This window comes from Microbacterium oxydans (genome assembly GCF_000956525.1).
GTDB classification, from domain to species: domain Bacteria; phylum Actinomycetota; class Actinomycetes; order Actinomycetales; family Microbacteriaceae; genus Microbacterium; species Microbacterium oxydans_A.
Map to the genome: position 1 here is coordinate 61,386 of NZ_JYIW01000019.1, position 20,933 is coordinate 82,318.

Annotated in this window: 17 protein-coding genes; 11 read left to right on the forward strand and 6 right to left on the reverse strand. The window is 69.3% G+C overall.

Annotated features, from left to right (window positions below; genetic code table 11):
* Nucleotides 1-91: 91 nt before the first annotated feature.
* Genes RS83_RS03980 through RS83_RS03990 form a run of 3 tightly spaced genes read right to left on the reverse strand, consistent with a single transcriptional unit; the run spans nt 92 to nt 1,915 of the window.
* Nucleotides 92-739: a dihydrofolate reductase family protein gene (locus RS83_RS03980; protein WP_045278227.1), complete on the reverse strand. Its 648-nt coding sequence runs from the start codon at nt 737-739 to the stop codon at nt 92-94.
* A 50-nt stretch (nt 740-789) separates the two neighbouring features.
* Complete coding sequence (locus RS83_RS03985; protein ID WP_045278228.1) at nt 790-1,476, reverse strand: winged helix-turn-helix transcriptional regulator; 687 nt, start codon at nt 1,474-1,476, stop codon at nt 790-792.
* Between the two features lies 1 nt (nt 1,477).
* Entirely contained in the window at nt 1,478-1,915 is a 438-nt protein-coding gene (locus RS83_RS03990; protein ID WP_045278229.1) for a VOC family protein, read from the reverse strand.
* Nucleotides 1,916-2,066: 151 nt separating this feature from the next.
* Between RS83_RS03990 and RS83_RS03995 the strand changes: the two genes are divergently transcribed.
* From RS83_RS03995 to RS83_RS04030, 8 genes are all read left to right on the forward strand, one after another.
* Nucleotides 2,067-3,332 (forward strand): sensor histidine kinase, encoded by a 1,266-nt coding sequence (locus RS83_RS03995; protein WP_045278230.1) that lies wholly within the window; start codon nt 2,067-2,069, stop codon nt 3,330-3,332.
* The gene (locus RS83_RS04000) at nt 3,329-4,021 is read left to right on the forward strand and encodes a response regulator (RefSeq protein WP_045278231.1); all 693 of its coding nucleotides are present in this window, start codon (nt 3,329-3,331) and stop codon (nt 4,019-4,021) included. The genes RS83_RS03995 and RS83_RS04000 overlap by 4 nt, the downstream gene beginning before the upstream one ends.
* Nucleotides 4,022-4,065: 44 nt before the next feature.
* Nucleotides 4,066-5,235, forward strand: coding sequence for a benzoate/H(+) symporter BenE family transporter (locus RS83_RS04005; RefSeq protein ID WP_045278232.1), 1,170 nt, complete (start codon nt 4,066-4,068; stop codon nt 5,233-5,235).
* A gap of 123 nt (nt 5,236-5,358) precedes the next feature.
* Nucleotides 5,359-6,252, forward strand: a complete 894-nt coding sequence (locus RS83_RS04010; RefSeq protein WP_045278233.1) for an ABC transporter ATP-binding protein — start codon at nt 5,359-5,361, stop codon at nt 6,250-6,252.
* Between the two features lie 65 nt (nt 6,253-6,317).
* The gene (locus tag RS83_RS04015; protein WP_045278234.1) at nt 6,318-7,379 is read left to right on the forward strand and encodes an ABC transporter permease; all 1,062 of its coding nucleotides are present in this window, start codon (nt 6,318-6,320) and stop codon (nt 7,377-7,379) included.
* A 104-nt stretch (nt 7,380-7,483) separates the two neighbouring features.
* On the forward strand, nt 7,484-8,527 hold the full coding sequence (locus tag RS83_RS04020) for an ABC transporter substrate-binding protein (RefSeq protein ID WP_231587716.1): 1,044 nt from the start codon (nt 7,484-7,486) through the stop codon (nt 8,525-8,527).
* Nucleotides 8,500-9,612, forward strand: a complete 1,113-nt coding sequence (locus tag RS83_RS04025; protein WP_045278328.1) for an iron chelate uptake ABC transporter family permease subunit — start codon at nt 8,500-8,502, stop codon at nt 9,610-9,612. Before RS83_RS04020 ends, RS83_RS04025 begins: the two co-directional genes overlap by 28 nt.
* Entirely contained in the window at nt 9,609-10,370 is a 762-nt protein-coding gene (locus RS83_RS04030) for an ABC transporter ATP-binding protein (protein WP_045278236.1), read from the forward strand. Before RS83_RS04025 ends, RS83_RS04030 begins: the two co-directional genes overlap by 4 nt.
* A 28-nt stretch (nt 10,371-10,398) precedes the next feature.
* Here RS83_RS04030 and RS83_RS04035 read toward each other — a convergent pair whose 3' ends face one another.
* Nucleotides 10,399-13,878 carry a proline dehydrogenase family protein gene (locus tag RS83_RS04035; protein WP_045278329.1) on the reverse strand — a complete coding sequence of 1,160 codons (3,480 nt, stop codon included), beginning with the start codon at nt 13,876-13,878 and terminating at the stop codon, nt 10,399-10,401.
* A gap of 167 nt (nt 13,879-14,045) precedes the next feature.
* On the opposite strand from RS83_RS04035, the gene RS83_RS04040 reads away from it, so the two are divergent.
* The 3 genes from RS83_RS04040 (at nt 14,046) to RS83_RS04050 (ending at nt 17,266) form a co-directional block, all read left to right on the forward strand.
* Entirely contained in the window at nt 14,046-14,954 is a 909-nt protein-coding gene (locus RS83_RS04040) for a LysR substrate-binding domain-containing protein (RefSeq protein ID WP_045278237.1), read from the forward strand.
* Between the two features lie 139 nt (nt 14,955-15,093).
* On the forward strand, nt 15,094-15,681 hold the full coding sequence (locus RS83_RS04045; protein WP_045278238.1) for a nitroreductase family protein: 588 nt from the start codon (nt 15,094-15,096) through the stop codon (nt 15,679-15,681).
* Nucleotides 15,682-15,754: 73 nt separating this feature from the next.
* Nucleotides 15,755-17,266 (forward strand): APC family permease, encoded by a 1,512-nt coding sequence (locus tag RS83_RS04050; protein WP_045278239.1) that lies wholly within the window; start codon nt 15,755-15,757, stop codon nt 17,264-17,266.
* A 153-nt stretch (nt 17,267-17,419) separates the two neighbouring features.
* Here RS83_RS04050 and RS83_RS04055 read toward each other — a convergent pair whose 3' ends face one another.
* Together RS83_RS04055 and coaBC are read right to left on the reverse strand one after the other, a co-directional pair.
* Nucleotides 17,420-19,627: an ATP-dependent Clp protease ATP-binding subunit gene (locus tag RS83_RS04055; protein WP_082071513.1), complete on the reverse strand. Its 2,208-nt coding sequence runs from the start codon at nt 19,625-19,627 to the stop codon at nt 17,420-17,422.
* A 76-nt stretch (nt 19,628-19,703) separates the two neighbouring features.
* Entirely contained in the window at nt 19,704-20,918 is a 1,215-nt protein-coding gene (gene coaBC / locus RS83_RS04060; protein WP_045278240.1) for a bifunctional phosphopantothenoylcysteine decarboxylase/phosphopantothenate--cysteine ligase CoaBC, read from the reverse strand.
* Nucleotides 20,919-20,933: the final 15 nt, after the last annotated feature.

A 20,933-nucleotide genomic window follows, 5' to 3' on the forward strand; every position in this document is an offset into this window, starting at 1 on the left:
CACTGCTGTATACCTCTGCGCGCTGATCATTCAGCGCTTCCCCCCGGAGCCGCACATCACGGAGCATACAACGGCATCGCCGCTCCTCTGATCAGTCGAAAGTACCGACCTCCGGCACCCGATCCGTGCGCCCGTAGCGCAGCAGAGTCACTCCGTCGTCGTCGGTGATCGGCGGCTCGAGCAGACGCAGCACCGAGGGCAGCGCGCCGTCATTGAACACCTTCTTCCCGGCCCCCAGAAGCAGGGGGTACACCCACAGATTGAGCTCGTCGAACAGTCCCTCCGCGAGGAGTGTGTGCACGAAGTCGATGCTGCCGATCACGTGCACCTCGCGATGTGTGGCACGCATCTGCGCGACCTCTGCCGCCAGGTCGCCGCCGACACGGGTGCTGCCGTCCCAGTCGAGAGCGATGTCGGCATCCCTCGTCGCCACGTATTTCGGCACGCGATTGAAGAGCTGTCCGATGTCGCCCGACTCCCCCTCCGTGTGATGCGGCCAGTACGACGCGAAGATGTCGTAGGTGCGGCGACCGAGCAGCAGCGCGTCGAGTCCGCGCATGCCCTTCTCGATCTCCTCGCCGACCCCGGATGACGGATAACCGGCCTGCCATCCGCTGAAGCGGAAGCCGCCTGAGGTGTCCTCGTCGGTGCCGCCCGGCCCCTGCGCCACCCCGTCGAGCGAGGTGAAGAGATCGATCAGAATGCGACCGGAACCTGTCCTGGATTCTGCAGTGCTCATGTCGTGCTCCTTGCCTGAAGTACTTCTTCGTGTTCAGTGCTGCGCCGTGTTCAGTGCTGTGCCGCGACCAGCGCGGCGATGTGGAAGGTCGCGGCGAACGAGTCGAGCCACGCCTCCTCTCCGCGGACGACCGCGACGACGTCCTGCTCCAGGGCCTCGGCTGGCGAGAGCTGCCCGCCGATGAGCAGACGGATGCCGGGACCGGCGACGATCACGGCGTCAGGATCGCCCTCCGGCGGTGCGCCGCTGACCGGCGGGGCCGGCGGGGCGAGCTGCACGATCCGGAGCTCGCCGCCCCGCACCGAGGCGCGGAGGGCGACATCGCCGACGTGGAGTTCGTACTCGGCGTCAGCCGCGACATCCGGTTGGAAGGCCGTCCGCAGTGCCATCGTGAGCGAATCGGGAGTGACGACGTCGCCCTCCTGCGGGTCGCCCATCGCCTGGAACCCCCAGCGCCCGAGCGCGAGCATGATCGGCTCGAAGGAGCGACCGTAGGGGGTGAGCTCGTAGGCGAGACCACGCAGCAGTGGGATGCGGCGGATGACGCCGCCCTCCTGCAGTTCCTTCAGCCGCGTGGAGAGGATGTTGGTCGGGATGCGCGGCAGGCCCTGCTTGAGGTCGGTGTATCGCCGCGGACCGACGAAGAGATCGCGCACGATGAGCAGCGCCCACCGCTCCCCGATCAGGTCGACGGCCGCGGTGATCCCGCAGTACTGGCCGTAGCTGCGCGCCGCCATGTCAGGATCCGGTGCTCTGCTCCCCGACGTGCTCCGGGCCGTTCTCGACGGCGTCCTCGGTCATGTACAGGAAGCCGAGCGAGTTGCCGTCGGGATCGTCGAGATCGCGGGAGTACATGAAGCCGTAGTCCTGAGCCGGCTTCGGCTCGACGCCGCCGGCGGCCAGCCCCTTGGCGACGATCGCGTCGACGTCTTCGCGCGAGTCATGGCTGAACGACACCGAGACCTGCGCGACCTCGTTCGGATCGGCGATCGGCTTGTCGGTGAAGGTCGCGAAGAACTCGCGCTTGAGCACCATGAAGAACACGTCTTCGCTCCACACGACGCACGCGGCGTTCTCATCCGTGAAGAGCGGGTTGATCTCGCAGCCCAGGGCCGTGTAGAACGCCTTGCTGCGCTCGAGATCGGTGGTGGGCAGGTTGATGAAGACCTTGGTCACGGTGACTCCCTTGTCGATGTGTGCGGCCGGTATCTGTCGGCTCCTGGATGCATACTTGCAAAAAACAAGTAACACGTCAACAGTCGGTTCCAGAGGAATCTCCCCCACACGACGGATGCCGCGGCATCCGCCATCGCCCTACGGTGGAAGGATGCCGTTCACCCGCACGCCGACCGACCGCGAGCGGCGCAGCGATCTGCTGCTCGCCGTCGTGCTGTTCGCCGGCGCCGTCCTCAGCGCCGGGCTCTCGTCGCTCTCGCAGATCTACGGCGACGAGCAGGCGGAACTGTGGACCGCGCTCGTCTACGCCGTCGTCGTCACCGCCCCGCTCGCGTTCCGTCGGCGCTGGCCCGGCATCGTCGCCGTCATCACCGCGACGGCCTACTTCGTGGCCGTCACCGTGAAGATCCCAGAGCTCTACGTCGGCAACATCGCGATGTTCATCGGCCTGTACTCGGTCGGCGCGTGGATGAACGACCGCCGCCGCGCCATGATCGTGCGCATCGCGATCATCGTCGGCATGTTCGCGTGGCTGCTGATCACCATGTACTACGAGGCGATCAAGCAGGCCGACGACGCCGACGTCATGGCTGGCGCGTTCTCCCCGTACATCGCGTTCATGATGATCCAGATCCTGCTGAACGCGCTCTACTTCGGCGGGGCGTACTACATCGGCGATCGCGCCTGGAACGCCGCCGCCGAACGCGAGGTGCTCGAGCAGCGCACCCTGGAGCTGGAGCGCGAGCGCGAGGTGACCGCTGCGCAGGCCGTCGCCCTCGACCGGGTGCGCATCGCCAGGGAGCTGCACGACGTCGTCGCCCACCACGTGTCGGTCATGGGCGTGCAGGCAGGTGCCGCCAGGCTCGTGATCGACCAGGACCCGGCGCAGTCGACACGCATCCTCACCAGCATCGAGTCGTCGGCGCGGGACGCGATCAGCGAGCTGCGGCAGCTGCTCGAAACCCTGCGCACGCCAGGCGGCGAGACGCTCGAGCCGGCGTCGACGGTGACCCTCGACGACATCGCCGAGCTCGCCGCCGCCTCGACGGATGCCGGCCTCCCCACCGACTACGCCGTGATCGGTGCACCGACGCCGGTGCCGTCGCTCGTCGCCGTGAACCTCTATCGGATCGCCCAGGAATCGCTCACGAACGCCCGCCGCCATGCAGGCGTGGGGGCCACCGCCGATGTGCGGGTGCGCTACGACGGAGCGGGCGTCGAGGTCGAGGTCGTGAACACCGGCCGCTCGGTCAGCCACCTCCGCCCCGGGCTCGGCCAGCTGGGCATGCGCGAGCGCGCGATCGCCTCCGGCGGGACGATCGAGGTCACTCCCCGACCGCTCGGCGGGCTGCGGGTGCGGGCACGGGTGCCGCTTGCGACGCGTGAGCAGGAGACGACAGCGAAGGACCCAGCATGACCGCCGCACCGATCCGCGTGCTCCTCGTCGACGACCACTCGATGCTGCGGGCGGGGTTCCGCACGATCCTCGAGAGCCAGCCCGACATCACGGTGGTCGGCGAGGCGGCGACCGGTGCGGATGCCGTGGCGCAGGCATCCGCGCTCCTGCCTGACGTGATCACGATGGACGTGCAGATGCCCGACATGGACGGCATCGAGGCGACGAGACGGATCGTCGCCGACCCTGCGATCACCGCAGCCATCGCGATCGTCACGACCTTCGACCGCGACGACTACCTGCACCACGCGCTCGAGGCCGGAGCGAGCGGTTTTCTGCTGAAGAACGCCGGCGCCGAAGACCTGATCGCCGCCGTGCGGGCACTCGCTGCCGGCGACGGCATCCTGGCTCCCGAGGTGACCCGCCGCGTGCTCGCCCGCTTCACGGCGGCTCCCGCCGCAGCCACCGCCACCGCCCCGGTCCGGACGACCCCGCCGGTGCCGGCGGCAGTGCTGCCGGAGCCGCTGACCGAGCGCGAGGCAGAGGTGCTGACGCTGCTCGCCGACGCCCGCAGCAACGCCGAGATCGCGAGCGCGCTCTTCATCGGCGAGGCGACGGTGAAGACCCATGTCTCGCGCATCCTGCAGAAGCTCGGCGCCCGCGATCGGGTGCAGGCCGTCGTCCTGGCGCATCGCCTCGGACTCGCATAGCCGCGGCGTGGCCGCTCACCCCCGCTGAGCGCTAGCCTCGGAGGATGCCAGGCAACACCCCACTCTCCCGACCGATCCTGGCGGGGGTCGTGACCGCGCTGGTCGGCTTCACGAGCTCCTTCGCCGTGGTGCTCACGGGGCTCGGCGCTGTCGGTGCGACGGCGGCACAGGCGGCGAGCGGGCTGCTCGCGGCGAGTCTCACGATGGGGCTCGCGTGCGTCGTGCTCGCCTGGCGGTATCGGATGCCGATCACGTCAGCGTGGTCGACGCCCGGCGCGGCACTGCTGGTGGCGACCGGCACGGTCGAGGGTGGCTGGCCGGCAGCGGTCGGCGCCTTCCTGGTCGCTGCCGCACTCATCCTGCTCACGGCGCTCTGGCCGGCGCTCGGGGCGCTGATCGCCCGCATCCCGCCGTCGATCGCGCAGGCCATGCTCGCCGGCGTGCTGCTGCCGCTGTGCCTCGCGCCCATCACCGGCATCGTCGCGAATCCGTGGGGCGTGATCCCGGTCGTCGCGACGTGGCTCATCGTCACCAGGCTCGCCCCGCGCTGGGCAGTGCCGACCGCGTTCCTCGCGGCCGCCGTCGTCGTCGCAGTGTCGCTGGTCCAGGCCGGTGCCGCGGTCGATCCGGCGCTCCTGCTGCCGCGGTTCGAGCTCACCGCACCGACCTTCACGGTCGGCGCGCTCGTCGGCCTCGCGTTGCCGCTGTTCATCGTCACGATGGCCTCGCAGAACGTGCCGGGCATCGCGATCATGCGCAGCTTCGGCTATGAGGTGCCGTGGCGTCCTGCGATGCTCGTGACCGGACTCGGATCCGCGCTCGGCGCTCCTGCCGGCGGGCACACCATCAACCTCGCGGCGATCAGTGCAGCGCTCGCCGCCTCGCCCGACGCCGATCCCGACCCGAAGCGCCGCTGGGTGGCCGGCGTCTCGACCGGGGCGTCGTATCTCATCCTCGGCGGATGCTCCGCCGCGTTCGCCACGCTCGTGCTGCTCGCGCCTGACGCCGTGATCCCCGCCGTGGCCGGGCTCGCCCTGTTCGCTGCCTTCGGCTCGGCAGTGCAGCAGGCCATCGATGACCCGGGCGAACGGCTGCCGGCCGTCGTGACGTTCCTGGTCGCGGCATCCGGCATCGCGGTGCTCGGCGTGAGCGCCGCGTTCTGGGCACTGGTCGCCGGACTTCTGGTGCGCTCAGTGCTGCACACCCGGCGCTGAGCGCCCTTCGACAGGCTCAGGGACCCAGGCTCAGGGACCCAGGCCCTCCCCCGCCGGGATGACATCTCGCTATCCACCGTGCGGGGGATGCCGCGGCATCCGTCGTTCCATAGCGTTGAGGGCATGACAGGACCTCTCGAACTGACCGGCATCACCAAGAGCTACGGCTCTCGGCTCGTGCTCGATGACGTCTCCTTCCGGGTGGAGCCCGGGAAGCTGACGGGATTCGTCGGCGGCAACGGCGCTGGCAAGACCACGACCATGCGCATCGTGCTCGGGCTGCTCTCCTCCGACGGCGGACGGGTCGATCTCGACGGCACGCCGCTCACGGCCGCAGACCGTCGACTCTTCGGCTACATGCCCGAGGAGCGCGGGCTGTACCCGAAGATGAAGGTGCTCGAGCAGATCGTGTACCTCGCCCGGCTGCACGGCTTCGGCAAGGCCGAGGCCACCGCCAGGGCGACCGAGCTGCTCACCGAGCTCGGTCTCGGCGAGCGGCTGAACGACACGATCGAATCGCTGTCGCTCGGCAACCAGCAGCGCGCGCAGATCGCCGCGTCGCTCGTGCACGATCCAGAGGTGCTGATCCTCGACGAGCCGTTCTCCGGCCTCGACCCGCTCGCGGTCGACGTGGTCGCGAGCGTGCTGCAGTCGAGCGCGGCCAAGGGCGCGGCGATCCTGTTCTCCTCCCACCAGCTCGATGTGGTCGAGCGCCTCTGCGACGACCTGGTCATCCTCGCCGGCGGCACGATCCGCGCCTCCGGTTCGCGCGACGCACTCCGCGCCGAGCACGCCGGCAGCAGGTACGAACTCGTCTCAGCGGGCGACGCCGGATGGCTTCGGGCCGAACCCGGCGTCACGGTCGTCGACTTCGAGGGCGGCTACGCCCTGTTCGACGCCGACGGCCCTGACACGGCACAGCGAGTGCTGCGCGCCGCCGTCGAACGCGGCGACGTCGCGAGTTTCGCCCCCAAGCATCCGTCCCTCGCCCAGATCTTCAAGGAGGTCATCCAGTGAGCCCCTCGACACGCTCAGAGACCAGGTCGGTCCGCCCGCAGCCGAGCTCAGGGCCGCAGGCCTCGATGGTCTGGCTCGTCGCCGAGCGAGAGATCAGTTCGAAGCTGCGCAGCAAGGCGTTCCTGATCTCGACCGGCATCCTGCTGCTGATCGCCCTCGCGGGCATCGTGATCGGCGGGTTCGCGAGCAAGAACGCAGGCTCGGACGCCATGCCGGTCGCCGTGACCTCGCAGACCGCATCTGCCGTCTCGGCGCTGCCGGGCGTGAAGGTCACCCAGGTGGCCGATGAGGCGGCGGCCGAGGAGCTCGTGCGCTCCGAGAAGGTCGACGCGGCGGTGCTGCCGGGTGACAACCCGTCCGGGTACACCGTGATCGCGCTGAAGGATGCCCCCGGCTCACTCGTCTCCGCGCTCTCGCAGGCACCGGACGTGCAGATCCTGGAGCCGGCGACGACGAACCCGCTGCTGCGCTACTTCATCGCGATCGGCTTCGGGCTGGTGTTCATGATGGCCGCCGCGACCTTCGGCGGGACGATCGCGCAGAGCGTCGTCGAGGAGAAGCAGACCCGCGTGGTCGAGGTGCTGCTGTCGGCGATCCCGGCTCGCACCCTGCTCGCAGGCAAGGTGATCGGCAACACGGTGCTGGCGATGGGGCAGATCCTCGCCCTCGCCGCGATCGCGACGGTCGGCCTCATCGTCACCGGCCAGAACGCCGTGCTCTCGACGCTCGGAGCGCCCATCATCTGGTTCGCCGTGTTCTTCCTGTTCGGGTTCATCCTGCTCGCGGCGCTGTTCGCGGCAGCGGCGTCGATGGTCTCCCGTCAGGAGGACATCGGCTCGACCACGACCCCGATCACGATGCTCGTGATGGCGCCGTACGTGCTCGTGATCGTGTTCAACGACAACCCGCTGGTGCTGACGATCATGTCGTACGTGCCGTTCTCGGCCCCGGTCGGGATGCCGATGCGCCTGTTCGTCGGGGAGGCGCAGTGGTGGGAGCCGCTGCTGAGCCTCGCGATCCTGCTCGCGAGCTGCGTCGCCGCGATCGTGATCGGCGCGAAGATCTACGAGAACTCGCTGCTGCGCATGGGTTCGCGCGTGAAGCTGGCCGAGGCGTTGCGCGGCTGACCGCAGACGGTCGCTGTCCCGCTGTCGCACGAACCCGAGGCACCGTTTCGCACTCCCGCACAGGTAAGGCTACCCTTATGAGGTTGTCTACCGAAGGAGTACCCGTGCGTCAGCGAGCCGTGATCGGCCTCACCCTTGCAGCGGTGTTCACAGTGGGGCTCGCAGGATGCGGAGCCTCGGAGGCGGTCGAGCCGACCGCGAGCGCGGCGCCCGGCCAAGGCGAGACCGCCTACCCGGTGACCATCGAGAACTGCGGCGTCGAGGTGACCGTCGACGCCGCACCCCAGCGCGTCGTCTCCCTCGATCAGAACTCGACCGAGATCCTGCTCTCGCTGGGGCTCGAGGATCGTATGGTGGGCACGGCCTCTTGGACCGATCCGGTGCTCGACTCCCTCGCGGAAGCGAATGCCGATGTGCCGAGATTGGCTGACAACGCGCCCACCTACGAGGTCGCACTGGGGGCGGATCCGGACTTCGTCACCGCCTCCTTCGGCCGCCACTTCGCGGAGGGCGGCGTCGCCTCCCGGGACCGGTTCGCCGAGACGGGCGTCTCCACCTACCTCTCGCCGACGGACTGCGACAACGGCACGAGCATCAACGGCGGCGGGACCCGAACGACACCGCTCACGATCGATGCGCTCTATGCGGAGATCGCGGAGCTGGGCGAGATCTTCGACGTCACGGATCGTGCGGATGCGCTCATCGCCGACCTGCGGTCCCGTGCCGAGGCGGCGACCGCCGATGTCGATTTCGGGGGCGCGACGGTGGCCTTCTGGTTCGCGGACACCAAGACGCCGTACGTCGCGGGTGGTCTCGGTTCTGCTGCGCTGCTGGCGTCGACGACGGGGCTCGACAACGTGTTCACGGAACTCGACGACGACTGGCCCGCGACCACGTGGGAAGAGGTCGCCGATCGCGATCCGCAGATCTTCGTCCTCGGCGACCTTCAGCGCGACCGTTTTCCCGGAGACCGCCTGGACGACAAGGTGGCGTTCCTGGAATCGGATCCGCTGACGAAGACCATCGGCGCGGTCAGGGAGCAGCACTACATCGCCCTGCACGGTGCCGAGCTGAACCCGTCGATCAGGTTCGTCGACGGTCTCGAGAAGATCAGATCGTGGTGGCTCGAGCACGAGGGCGAGCTCTGACCCGCACCGCGCCGGCAGGCTCTCCCGCACACCCGTCGAGAGAAGCCTCCCCGCGCCCTCCGCGCAGCCTGCGCCTCGGAACGTCGAGCGCCCTCGTCGTCGCCGGACTCCTCCTCCTCGTCGTCTCGGTCGGGGTGGCGATCACCCTGGGGCCTGCCGACGTCCTGATCGTCAACGTCCGCGACATCGTGTCGAACCACCTCGGCCTCACCGACATCCCGGTGAAGGCGTCGAAGGACGCGATCGTGTGGGAGGAGCGGCTGCCGCGGGCACTGGTCGCCGCGGCCTGCGGCGCAGGGCTCGGGCTCTGCGGCGTCATCATGCAGTCACTCCTGCGCAACCCGCTCGCCGACCCGTTCATCCTTGGCATCTCGTCCGGCGCCTCGACGGGCGCGGTCGCCATCGGGATCCTGGGGCTCGGCGGTGCGACCATCGGCCTCTCGGGCGGAGCCTTCATCGGCGCCCTCGTCGCCTTCGGGCTCGTCCTGCTGCTCGCGCGCCTGTCCGGCGGCGGCAACGACCGCGTCGTGCTCGCCGGCGTGGCCAGCACACAGCTGTTCTCGGCGCTGACCTCACTGATCATCTTCGCCTTCGCCGATTCGGATGAGACACGAGGGGTGATGTTCTGGCTGCTCGGCTCGCTGGAGGGGGTGCGCTGGGACGACGCGGCGCTGTCGGCGAGCGTGGTCGCCGCGGGCTCGCTGCTCTGCCTCCGCTACGCCCGCACGCTCGACGCCTTCACCTTCGGCGACGATGTCGCGGCGTCACTCGGCATCCATGTGACCCGCACGCGGGCGGTGCTGCTCGTGACGACCGCCCTCATCACCGCGACGCTCGTGAGCATCGCCGGAGCGATCGGGTTCGTCGGCCTCGTGCTCCCGCACGCTGCTCGCCTGATCGCCGGCGCGCGCCACTCGCGTCTGATTCCGGCGACGGCGATCATCGGCGCCGTCTTCATGGTGTGGGTGGATGCCGGATCCCGGGTCGCGTTCTCCCCTACCCCGCTTCCGGTCGGTGTGGGGACGGCGCTCGTGGGCGTCCCGGTGTTCATCGCCCTGCTGGCACGGCGGAAGAGGCGCGCATGACCCTCCGTGCCGAGAACGTGTCGTGGAACCGTGGCGGCTCCCTCGTCGTCGACGGGGTGACCCTGCATCCGCACCCCGGACAGACCGTCGGACTGCTCGGACCCAACGGCTCGGGCAAGTCGTCGCTGCTGCGGCTGCTGCACGGCCTCGCTCGACCGACCTCCGGGCTCGTCACCCTCGACGGGACCGACCTCACCGAGGTGCCGAGGCGACGCGTGGCCCGGTCGGTGGCGTCGGTGACGCAGCACGCCGACACCGACGTCGACATCACGGTGCGCGATGTCGCTCGGCTCGGCCGCATCCCGCATCGCTCAGCTCTGGGCAGCGCCACCGCCGCCGACGAGGCAGCGGTGGACCGAGCGCTCACCCACGTCGGGCTGCTGCACCAGGCCGACCGCCTCTGGCACACACTCTCGGGCGGCGAACGCCAGCGTGCGCAGATCGCCCGCGCCCTCGCGCAGGAACCACGAGAACTGCTCCTCGACGAACCGACCAACCACCTCGACATCCGCCACCAGCTCGAACTGCTCGACCTGGTGTCCGCCCTGCCGATGACCACGATCGTCGCCCTGCACGACCTCAACCTCGCGGCGATGTACTGCGACGTCATCGTGGTGCTGCGTCAGGGCCGCGTGGTGGCCGCGGGCACCCCGGCCGCGGTGCTGACGGCCGAGCTGATCCGCACGGTCTACGAGGTGACGGCGGACGTCGACCTCGATCAGGGAGGACGCCCCGCCATCACCTACCGGCGCAGGTGAGCGAGACCCGAGCAGGTGAGCGAGACCCTCAGATCACGCCGTCCGTCAGGCCCGTCGGGTTGCCGAAGCGGTGGTTCGTGATCGAGACGGCCTGCTCGTGCAGGAACGGCAGGATCTCGACGCGGCCGGCGCCGGTCACGGCATGCGACCACACGGCGACATCGGGCAGTCCGCCGAGCGCCTCGAACAGTGCAGAGGCGTCGCCGCCCACGAGACGGACCCGCGCCCAGCTGTGCGCTGCCTTCGACACGGACTTCGCGAAGCCCTTCGCCCATGCGGCATCCTTCTCGTGCGCGATCGAGACGCCCTGGGCGCGCAGGACCTTCTCGATGCCGGAGGGCAGCTTCGACGACGACACCGTGAACGGGCTGCCGCTGCGGAGGGCGGCCGCGAGCACGCGAACACCCTCGACCAGCGGTGCGCCCTCGGCGATGCGCACGTCGACCGCGACCGGACGGTAGCGGAACAGGTTGCGCTCGACGCCCAGGCCCGACTTGTCGGTGATCGCACCGAACTCGTCGACCCATGCGCGCTCGTCGGATGCCGCCGCGCGCTGCAGCCACTCGGACTCGACCGCGTCGAGCTCACCGGCGGCTGCGCGCAGCAGCGCGTCGACCGCGGGGGTCACGGCAGCGTCCGGGGCGACGGCCGGCAGCTCGGCCGGAGCCCACTCACCGAGGCCGAACAGGTAGTTCGGTCCGCCGGCCTTGGCGCCGGCACCGACTGCTGAGCGCTTCCAACCGCCGAACGGCTGACGCTGCACGATCGCGCCGGTGATGCCGCGGTTGACGTACAGGTTGCCCGCCTCGACGCGGTCGAGCCAGGTCGCGACCTCGGTGGAATCCAGCGAGTGGATGCCGGCGGTCAGACCGTAATCGACGGCGTTCTGCAGACGGATCGCCTCGTCCAGGTCCTTCGCGACCATGATGCCGAGCACCGGGCCGAAGAACTCGGTCATGTGGAAGTACGAGCCCGCACGGACGCCGGTCTTCACACCCGGGGTCCACTGCTTGCCCTCGTCGTCGAGCTGCTTCGGCTTCACGAGCCACGACTCGCCGGCACCGAGCTCGGTCAGGGCGGCGAGCAGCTTGCCGTCAGCCGGCTCGATGATCGGTCCCATCTGCGTCGCGGGATCGTCGGGGAGGCCGACGCGCATCGACGAGACGGCATCGACGAGCTGGCGCTGGAACCGCTTCGAGTCCGCGACGGAGCCGACGAGGATCGCGAGGGACGCGGCGGAGCACTTCTGGCCGGCGTGCCCGAAGGCGCTGCGCGCGACGTCGGCCGCTGCCAGGTCGAGGTCGGCCGATGGCGTCACGATGATCGCGTTCTTGCCGCTCGTCTCGCCGAGCAGCGGCAGGTCGGAGCGGAACGAGCGGAACAGCTGCGCGGTCTCGTACGCACCCGTGAGGATCACGCGGTCGACCGCTGGGCTCGACACCAGGCGGGTGCCGAGGTCGCGCGAAGCGAGGTCGACGAGCGCGAGCAGGTCGCGCGGCACACCGGCAGCCCACAGCGCCTCGATCATCACGGCGCCGCAGCGCTGGGTGAGCTTGGCGGGCTTGATGACGACACCCGAGCCCGAGGCGAGTGCGGCCAGCACACCGCCGGCGGGGATCGCGACCGGGAAGTTCCACGGCGGAGTGACGACCGTGACCTTCGACGGGATGAACGCCGCACCGGAGACCGTCTCGAGGTCCTTCGCGCGCTCGGCGTAGTAATGCGCGAAGTCGATCGCCTCGCTGATCTCAGGGTCGGCCTCGGCGATCGTCTTGCCCGCCTCGTGCGCCATGATCTCGATCAGCTGACCGCGGCGCGCCGCGAGCTCATCGCCGGCGCGGTGCAGGATCTCGGCGCGCTCGGCTGCCGGACGCGCTGCCCACTGCGCTGCCGCGGCGGTGGCTGCGACGAAGATGCCGTCGAGCTGCTCGGTCGTCTCCACACGGGCAGCGGCGATCGCGTCGACGCCGAGCGTCGAATCGACCGAGCGCTGCAGGATCTCGCGACCCCAGGCGCGGTTCGCGTCGAGCGCGGGGTCGGTGTCGGGCTGATTGTGGAACGCGGTCGTCGGGGTCGCGGCATCCGCTTCCGTCGTCCGGTCCTGCACGCGGTTGGATGCCGGCACGGAGCGGTCCGCCTCGAGCGCTGCGAGCGAGCGTTCGAAGCGCTCGCGCTCACGGGTGAGCAGGGTCGGGTTCGAGGCGAGCTCGAACACCGCCGACATGAAGTTCTCCTGGCTCGCGTTCTCCTCGAGCCGACGGACGAGGTAGGCGATCGCCACGTCGAACTCCGCCGGGTTCACGACCGGCGTGTAGAGGAGGAGGCGTCCGACGTCCTTGCGGACGGCCTCGGCCTGACCGGTCGCCATGCCGAGCAGCATCTCGTACTCGACGAGCGAGCCGCCGTCGACCCCGCGGGCACGCGAGAGCAGCCACGTGTAGGCGATGTCGAAGAGGTTGTGGCCGGCGACGCCGATGCGCACGGCGTCCAGACGCTCGGGCGTGAGGGCCCAGTCGAGCACGCGCTTGTAGTTCGTGTCGGAGTCCTGCTTGGTGCCGTAGGTCGCGAGCGGCCAGCCGTGCACCGCGGCATCGACGTGCTCCATCGCGAGGTTCGCACCCTTCACGACGCGCACCTTGATCGGAGCGCCGCCCTTCGCACGTCGGGCAGCGGCCCACTCCTGCAGGTGCTGCATCGCGCCGAGCGCGTCCGGCAGGTACGCCTGCAGCACGATTCCGGCCTCGAGGTTCTCGAGCCCCGGCTGGTCGAGGATCGCGGTGAACGCTGCGATCGTCAGGTCGAGGTCGCGGAACTCCTCCATGTCGAGGTTGATGAACTTCTGGGTCCCTGAGCCTGTCGAAGGGCCCTTCGCCTCCGCCTTCGCGGCGAGCTCGTAGAGCGGGGTGAGCTTCTCGACGACGTCGGCGACGGCCTCGTCGAACGACCACATCGAGAGCTGGCTGACGACGCTCGACACCTTGATCGAGACGTAGTCGACGTCGTCGCGGGCGAGGAAGTCACGGGTTCCCTGCAGGCGGTGGCCGGCTTCGCGCTCACCGAGCACCGCCTCGCCGAGGAGGTTGAGGTTGAGGCGGTTGCCGCTCTTGCGCAGCTTCGCGATCGCGGGGCCGAGCTTCGACGGCGTGGCATCGAGCACGAGGTGGCCGACCATCGCCCGCAGCACGCGGCGCGAGATCGGCACGACGACGCCGGGGAGCTTCGGAGCGAAGAAGCCGCCGGTCTTGATCGCGCTGCGCAGCACCCAGGGCAGCAGCGTCGGGGTGATCTCCGAGATCTCGGCGAGCTTGCGGCCGGCGACGCTGAGGTCCTCCGGGCGCATGACGCCGTCGACGAAGCCGACCGTGAAGTCGAGGCCGCGGGGGTCCTTCAGCACCTCGGCCAGGCGCTGGGCAGCGGGCTCGACGGGGTGGGTCTCGCTCTCGGTGAGCCAGCGCTGCACGACGGCGGCGACCTCGGAGGTGCGGGGGGTGGTGTCGACGGCGGTCATCGGCGGATCCTCTTCGTTCATGCTGGCACCCGGGTCGGGAGCGCACACGTTCGGGTCGTGTGCGGCTGGATCATTGTCAGCCCCGGCGCTAGGCTCCGTCTATCAACCAATTCGGTTGAATTCTGTTCAGTCAGGCTGAACAGAAGAATGATGGGACCGGATGCCGCATGCTCGACGTGAATCGCCTGCGGATGCTGGTCGAGCTCAGCCGTCGCGGCACCCTGTCGGCAGTGGCCGACGCCCTGTCGTACAGCAAGGCCTCGGTGTCGCAGCAGCTGAGCGCGCTCGAACGCGATGTCGGGGTGCCGCTGCTGCGCCGCGTCGGCCGAGGGGTGCAGTTCACCCCGCAGGGGAACGTGCTCGTCGCCGAGGCCATCGGCATCCTGGATCAGCTCGAGCATGCGCAGATCGCGGTCGCCGAATCGCTGACGGAGGTGACCGGCACCGTGCACATCGCGGTGTTCCAGTCCGCAGCCCACTCGCTGCTCCCCCGCGCGCTGGCCTCCCTCAGAGACGACCACCCTGCGCTGCGCGTCGAAGTGACCGAGCGCGATCCGGAGACCGGTCTCGTCGGGGTCTCCAGCCGCGACTTCGACCTGATCCTCGCCGAGCAATATCCGGGTGTCACCCGACCGATCCATGCCGACCTCGACCGGGTCGCACTCGCCCACGACGCGATCGCCCTGGCCCGCCACCCCGGCACCCCAGACACGACGGATGCCGTCGCCGCACTGTGGTCCACCCGGGATCAGCCCTGGGTGCTGGAGCCCGCCGGCACCGCATCCCGCGCCTGGGCGGAGCAGCTCTGCCGCACCGCCGGCTTCGAGCCCGATGTGCGGTTCGAGGTCGCCGACCTCACCGCGCACGTCCGACTCATCCGCGCGGGCCTCGCCACAGGACTGTTGCCCGAGCTGGTGTGGGCCGGCGAGACGCCGACCGTCGCCCTGACTCCGCTTCCGGAGCAGCCCCGCCGAGAGATCTTCTCCTCCGCGCGACGGGTTTCAGCCGCTGCGCCGTCGATCCGTGCCGTGCGGCGCGCCCTGGCATCCGCCGCCTCGCACAACCTGCTCGACTGAGGCGGCGTCGCGACACGGGTCTGATCGCGTCATCCGGCGTCATCTCGGAACATCCCGGGAATATGCGCGCGCATGAACCCGTTGGGTCCCCTGTAGCCGGACGAAGGAGTCCGATCCACTCCTTCTGAAAGGCACTTCCGTGAGCACTCCCGTGATCGACCGCACCGCCCCGACCGAGCACCCCGTCCTCGACGTCCTCGCCGGGCGCTGGAGCCCGCGCGCGTACGACGCGCAGAACACGATCGACGACGCCAAGCTGAACGCGGCCCTCGAGGCCGCCCGCTGGTCGCCCTCGGCCTACAACATGCAGCCGTGGCGCTTCATCGTCGCCCACCGCGGCACCGCGCTGTTCTCGCAGGTCGTCGACTCGCTCGTCGAGTTCAACCAGCTCTGGGCCTCGAACGCCTCCGCCCTCGTCGTCGCCATCGCCGAGACGGAGTCCGAAGACGGCACGGCCATCAGCCACGCGGTCTACGACCTGGGTCAGGCCGTCGCCCACTTCTCGGTGCAGGCGCACCACGAGGGACTCGTCGTGCACCAGATGAGCGGCTTCGACCCCGAGGTCGTCCGCGAGTTCGCCGACCTCGACGCCCGCTTCACCGCCGTCACCGTCATCGCCGTCGGCGAGCTGGGTGACGCCGCAGCCCTGCCCGAGGGTCTGCAGCAGGGCGAGACCGCACCGCGCGTGCGCCGCCCGATCGCCGAGACGGTCATCCTCAGCGCCTGATCCACTCCCTCGCGCCGCGCCCGTCGTTTTTGCGAGGGGCGTGGCGCGACGTGCGCCACCTACAATCGAGCGCATGGCGATGCAGCGCAGGATCAAATCCGTCGAACGGTCCATGGCCGAGACGCACGATGAGAAACGTTCGCTGAAGCGTTCGCTCGGCGTCTGGGACCTCGCGGTCATGGGCGTCGCGGTCGCGGTCGGCGCCGGCATCTTCTCGGTGGGCGCCGAGGCCTCCGCCCGGCATGCCGGCCCCGCGGTCATCATCTCCTTCATCATCGCCGCCTCCGTGTGCGGCCTCGCGATCCTCTGCTACGCCGAGTTCGCATCCTCGATCCCCGTCGCCGGATCCGCCTACACCTTCACGTACTCCACGCTCGGGGAGTTCCTGGCCTGGATCATCGGCTGGGATCTCATCCTCGAGATGCTCATGGCCTCGGCCGTGATCGCGAAGTACTGGGGCGTCTATCTGGGCGACGCCGTGTCGTTGTTCAACCTCGACATCCCGATGACGATCCCGATCGGCCCCCTCTCCTTCGCGTGGGGTCCCGTCGTCATCGTCGCGATCTTCACCGCGCTGCTGGCGCTCGGCACGCAGCTGTCGAGCCGCGTGAACAGCGTCTTCACGGTGATCAAGGTCGCGATCGTGCTGTTCGTGATCGTGGTCGGACTGTTCTTCATCAACGGCGCCAACTACACCCCGTTCGTCCCGCCGGCACAGCCCGGCGCCGCATCGGAGAGCGCCTGGACGCAGTCGCTCTTCTCCTTCATGACCGGGTCCGATCCGTCGATCTACGGCGTCTTCGGCATCCTCAGCGGCGCAGCCCTGGTGTTCTTCGCCTTCATCGGCTTCGACGTCGTGGCCACCAGCGCCGAGGAGACCAAGGATCCCAAGCGCACCGTGCCTCGCGGCATCATCCTCGGCCTCATCATCGTGACCGTGCTCTATGTGCTGGTCGCGATCGTCATCACCGGCATGGTCTCGTACACGGAGCTCGCCAAGCTCGACGAACCGTCACTGGCCAGCGCATTCGAACTCGTCGGTGCGACCTGGGCAGCGCAGGTGATCGCGATCGGCAGCCTCGTCGGCCTCACCACCGTCGTGATGGTGCTGCTGATGGGCCTGGCGCGCGTGGTGTTCGCGATGAGCCGCGACGGCCTGCTGCCACGCGCACTCAGCGTCACCGATGCCAAGCGCGGCACCCCCATCCGCATCCAGCTGATCGTCGGCGTGCTGATCGCGATCATCGCCGGTTTCACCGACGTGCAGGTGCTCGGCGACATGATCAACATCGGCACGCTGTCGGCGTTCGTGCTCGTGAGCATCGGCGTGCCGATCCTGCGCAAGAGCCGCCCCGACCTCGAGCGCCCGTTCACGGTGCCGCTGTCGCCGTGGCTGCCGTGGATCTCGGCGATCGCCTGCTTCTGGCTCATGCTGAACCTCAGCACCGAGACCTGGCTGCGGTTCGCGATCTGGCTGGCGCTCGGCCTCGTCATCTACTTCACGTACTCGCGCCGGCATTCGCTGATCGGCCGCGAGCTCGCCGGGGATGCGCTCGGCGGCATCCGGCAGAAGCCGCTGGGCTAGCCCTTCGACAAGCTCAGGGACCCAAAGGCCGACAGGCTCAGGGACCCAAGGGCGACAGGCTCAGGGACCCGAAGGCGACAAGCTCAGGGAGCCAAAAGCCGACAGGCCCAGGGACCCAGGCTGGGTCGCTGAGCCTGTCGAAGCGCCGTGGGATCAGTCGTCGATGAGCTCGGCCTCGATCACGTCGTCAGGGTCGGTGTCGGGCTCCGGGGTGACACTGGTGAGCACCAGTCCTGAGCCGTCCGCGGCCATGTCGACCCGCACGGTGTCGCCATCGTGCACGCCACCCGAGAGCAACGCGGTCGCCAGCTTGTTCTGCACCTCGGACTGGATCAGTCGCCGCAGCGGACGCGCTCCGAACATCGGGTCGTACCCGCGCTCGGCCAGCCACGACCGGGCATCCGGTGTGACCGCGAGCGTGAGCCGACGGTCGCGCAGGCGCTCATGCAGCTGATCGACCGACAGTTCGACGATCTGCGCGAGGTCGTCCTCGGTGAGCGCGGAGAACATCACGATGTCGTCGAGACGGTTCAGGAATTCCGGACGGAACGCCTGACGCACGAGGGCCATGACCTGCTCCCGCTTGTCGTCTGGCGACAGCACCGGGTCGATGAGGATCGGCGAGCCGAGGTTCGAGGTCAGGATCAGGATCACGTTCGTGAAGTCGACCGTGCGCCCCTGGCCATCGGTGAGCCGGCCGTCGTCGAGCACCTGCAGCAGCACGTCGAAGACCTCGGGATGCGCCTTCTCGACCTCGTCGAGCAGGATCACGCTGTACGGGCGACGCCGCACGGCTTCGGTCAGCTGACCGCCCTGCTCGTAGCCGATGTATCCGGGAGGGGCGCCGACGAGCCGTGAGACCGAGTGCTTCTCGCCGTACTCCGACATGTCGATGCGCACCATGGCGTGCTCGTCGTCGAAGAGGAACTCCGCGAGCGCCTTGGCGAGCTCGGTCTTGCCGACACCGGTGGGCCCGAGGAACAGGAACGAACCGGTCGGGCGACCGGGGTCGCTGATGCCTGCGCGGGATCGGCGCACGGCATCCGACACGGCCTTCACGGCATCCTTCTGCCCGATCAGGCGCTTGCCGAGCTCGTTCTCCAGGTGCAGCAGCTTCTCGCTCTCGCCCTGCAGCAGCCGGCCGACGGGGATGCCGGTCCAGGCGGCGATCACCGCGGCGATGTCCTCCTCGGTGACCTGCTCGTTGACCATGCGCGGTTCGTCGCGCGTCGCGGCTTCGGCTTCCTCGGCCTCGGCGATGTCGCGCTCCAGCCGCTTGATGGTCTCGTATTCCAGCTTCGAGGCCTTCGTGTAGTCCGCATTGCGCATCGCCTGGTCACGCTGGGTGATCGCGTCGTCGAGCTGCTTCTTCAGGTCGCCGACCCGGTTCAGACCCTGGCGCTCGCGCGCCCAGCGGGCCTCGAGTTCGGCGAGCTGCTGCTCCATGCCGACGAGCTGCTCGCGCAGCGCGCCGAGCCGCTCCTTCGAGGCGGCATCCTTCTCACGCTTCAGCGCGAGCTCTTCGAGCTTCATGCGGTCGACCTGGCGCTTGAGCTGATCGATCTCGACCGGCGATGAGTCGATCTCCATCTTCAACCGCGACATCGATTCGTCGATCAGGTCGATCGCCTTGTCCGGCAACTGGCGCGAGGGGAGATAGCGGCTCGACAGTGCCGCCGCCGCGACGAGGGCGCTGTCCGAGATGGTGACACCGTGGTGCGCCTCGTAACGTCCCTTGAGTCCGCGGAGGATCGCGATCGTGTCCTCGACCGTGGGCTCGCCGACGTAGACCTGCTGGAAACGGCGTTCGAGCGCGGCGTCCTTCTCGATGAACTCGCGGTACTCGTTGAGCGTGGTCGCGCCGATCAGTCGCAGCTCGCCGCGGGCCAGCATCGGCTTCAGCATGTTGGAGGCCGCGACCGAGCCCTCACCGCCGCCGGCACCCATCAGCACGTGCAGCTCGTCGATGAACGTGATGACCTGCCCGTCGGACTCGGTGATCTCCTTGAGGACCTGCTTCAGCCGCTCCTCGAACTGGCCGCGGTACATGGCACCGGCCACGAGGGCGGAGATGTCGAGCGTGATCAGCTCCTTGTCCTTCAGCGACTCGGCGACGTCGCCGGCGACGATGCGCTGGGCGAGGCCCTCGACGACGGCGGTCTTGCCGACGCCGGGCTCACCGATCAGCACCGGATTGTTCTTCGTGCGGCGGGTGAGCACTTGACTGACACGGCGGATCTCGCTGTCACGGCCGATCACGGGGTCGAGCTTGCCCTGCCGTGCTCGGTCGGTGAGATTGATGCCGAACTGCTCGAGGGCGGACTGCTGGTCGTTCTGAGAACTGGTCTGCGGGCTGGTCATCTGTTCCTCCTGGGGAGACTCCTTCTGTTGCGGTCTCGGTCTCTGCCGCTCAAAGTTGAGTGGACTTGACTCAAGTTTAGCGCATATCGATCACCGCCCGCCAGATGGCCCTCGCCACCTCGCGCTTGGCCCCAGACGCCTCGCCGACGACGCCGCCGCCGTCTCCGATGATCTCGACGGCGTTGTCGGCCTGCTCGAAGCCGTGCTCGGCGTCGGCGAGGTTCACGGCGAGCAGGTCCACACCCTTGCGCTCACGCTTGCGGCGAGCGCGCTCACGCCGCTCCCCGGCATCCGTCAGCGTCTCGGCGGCGAACGCGACGATGATCTGCCCCTCCGGCGCCCGACCGCCCGCGCGAGCTGCGGCGAGCGCTGCGACCACGTCTTCGTTCTCGACGAGGTCGATGCGCGTGAGCACACCCTGCTCCTTCGTGAGCTTGTGCTCGGCGACCTCAGCCGGCCGATAATCGGCCACGGCCGCCGCCATGATCACCGCGTCCGCGGTGGCGGCGGCATCCTTCATCGCGGTCGACAGCTCCGCCGCGGTCCCGACGCGACGCACGCGGATCGACGAATGCTCCGCCGCGGCGAGCACCTCGGCATCGACGTGCGCGGCGACCAGCACGACGTCGGCGCCGCGAGCTGCGGCTTCCGCGGCGAGGGCTGCGCCCTGGCGTCCGCTCGAGCGGTTGCCGAGGAAGCGCACCGGGTCGATCGGCTCACGGGTGCCGCCGGCCGAGATCGCGACCCGGAGACCGGCGAGGTCCTGCGGGGCGAGGACGGCGAGCGCCTGCTCGACGATCTCCTCCGGCTCCGACATCCGCCCAGGTCCGGTGTCGCCGCCGGCGAGCTCGCCCTCAGCCGGACCGACCAGGTGCACGCCACGCGAGCGGAGGGTCGCGATGTTCGCCTGCGTCGCGGGATGCCGCCACATCTCGGTGTGCATCGCCGGAGCGATCACGACAGGGGCAAGCGTCGCCAGCAGCGTCGTGCCGAGCAGATCGCTCGCAAGTCCCGCGGCCATCGACGCGATCGTGTTCGCGGTCGCCGGTGCCACGATCACCAGGTCGGCGGCCTGTCCGAGGGCGACGTGACGCACCTTCGCGACGTCGTCGTGCACGCTCGTCGTCACAGGATGGCGGCTGATCGCCTCCCAGGTCGGCGTTCCGACGAAGCGCAACGCGTCCTCCGTCGGCACCACGGTCACGTCGTGACCCGCCTTCGTGAGCAGGCGCACCAGGTGCACGGACTTGTAGGCGGCGATACCGCCCGTGACTCCGACGACGATGTTCACCCTCTCGATTCTGCC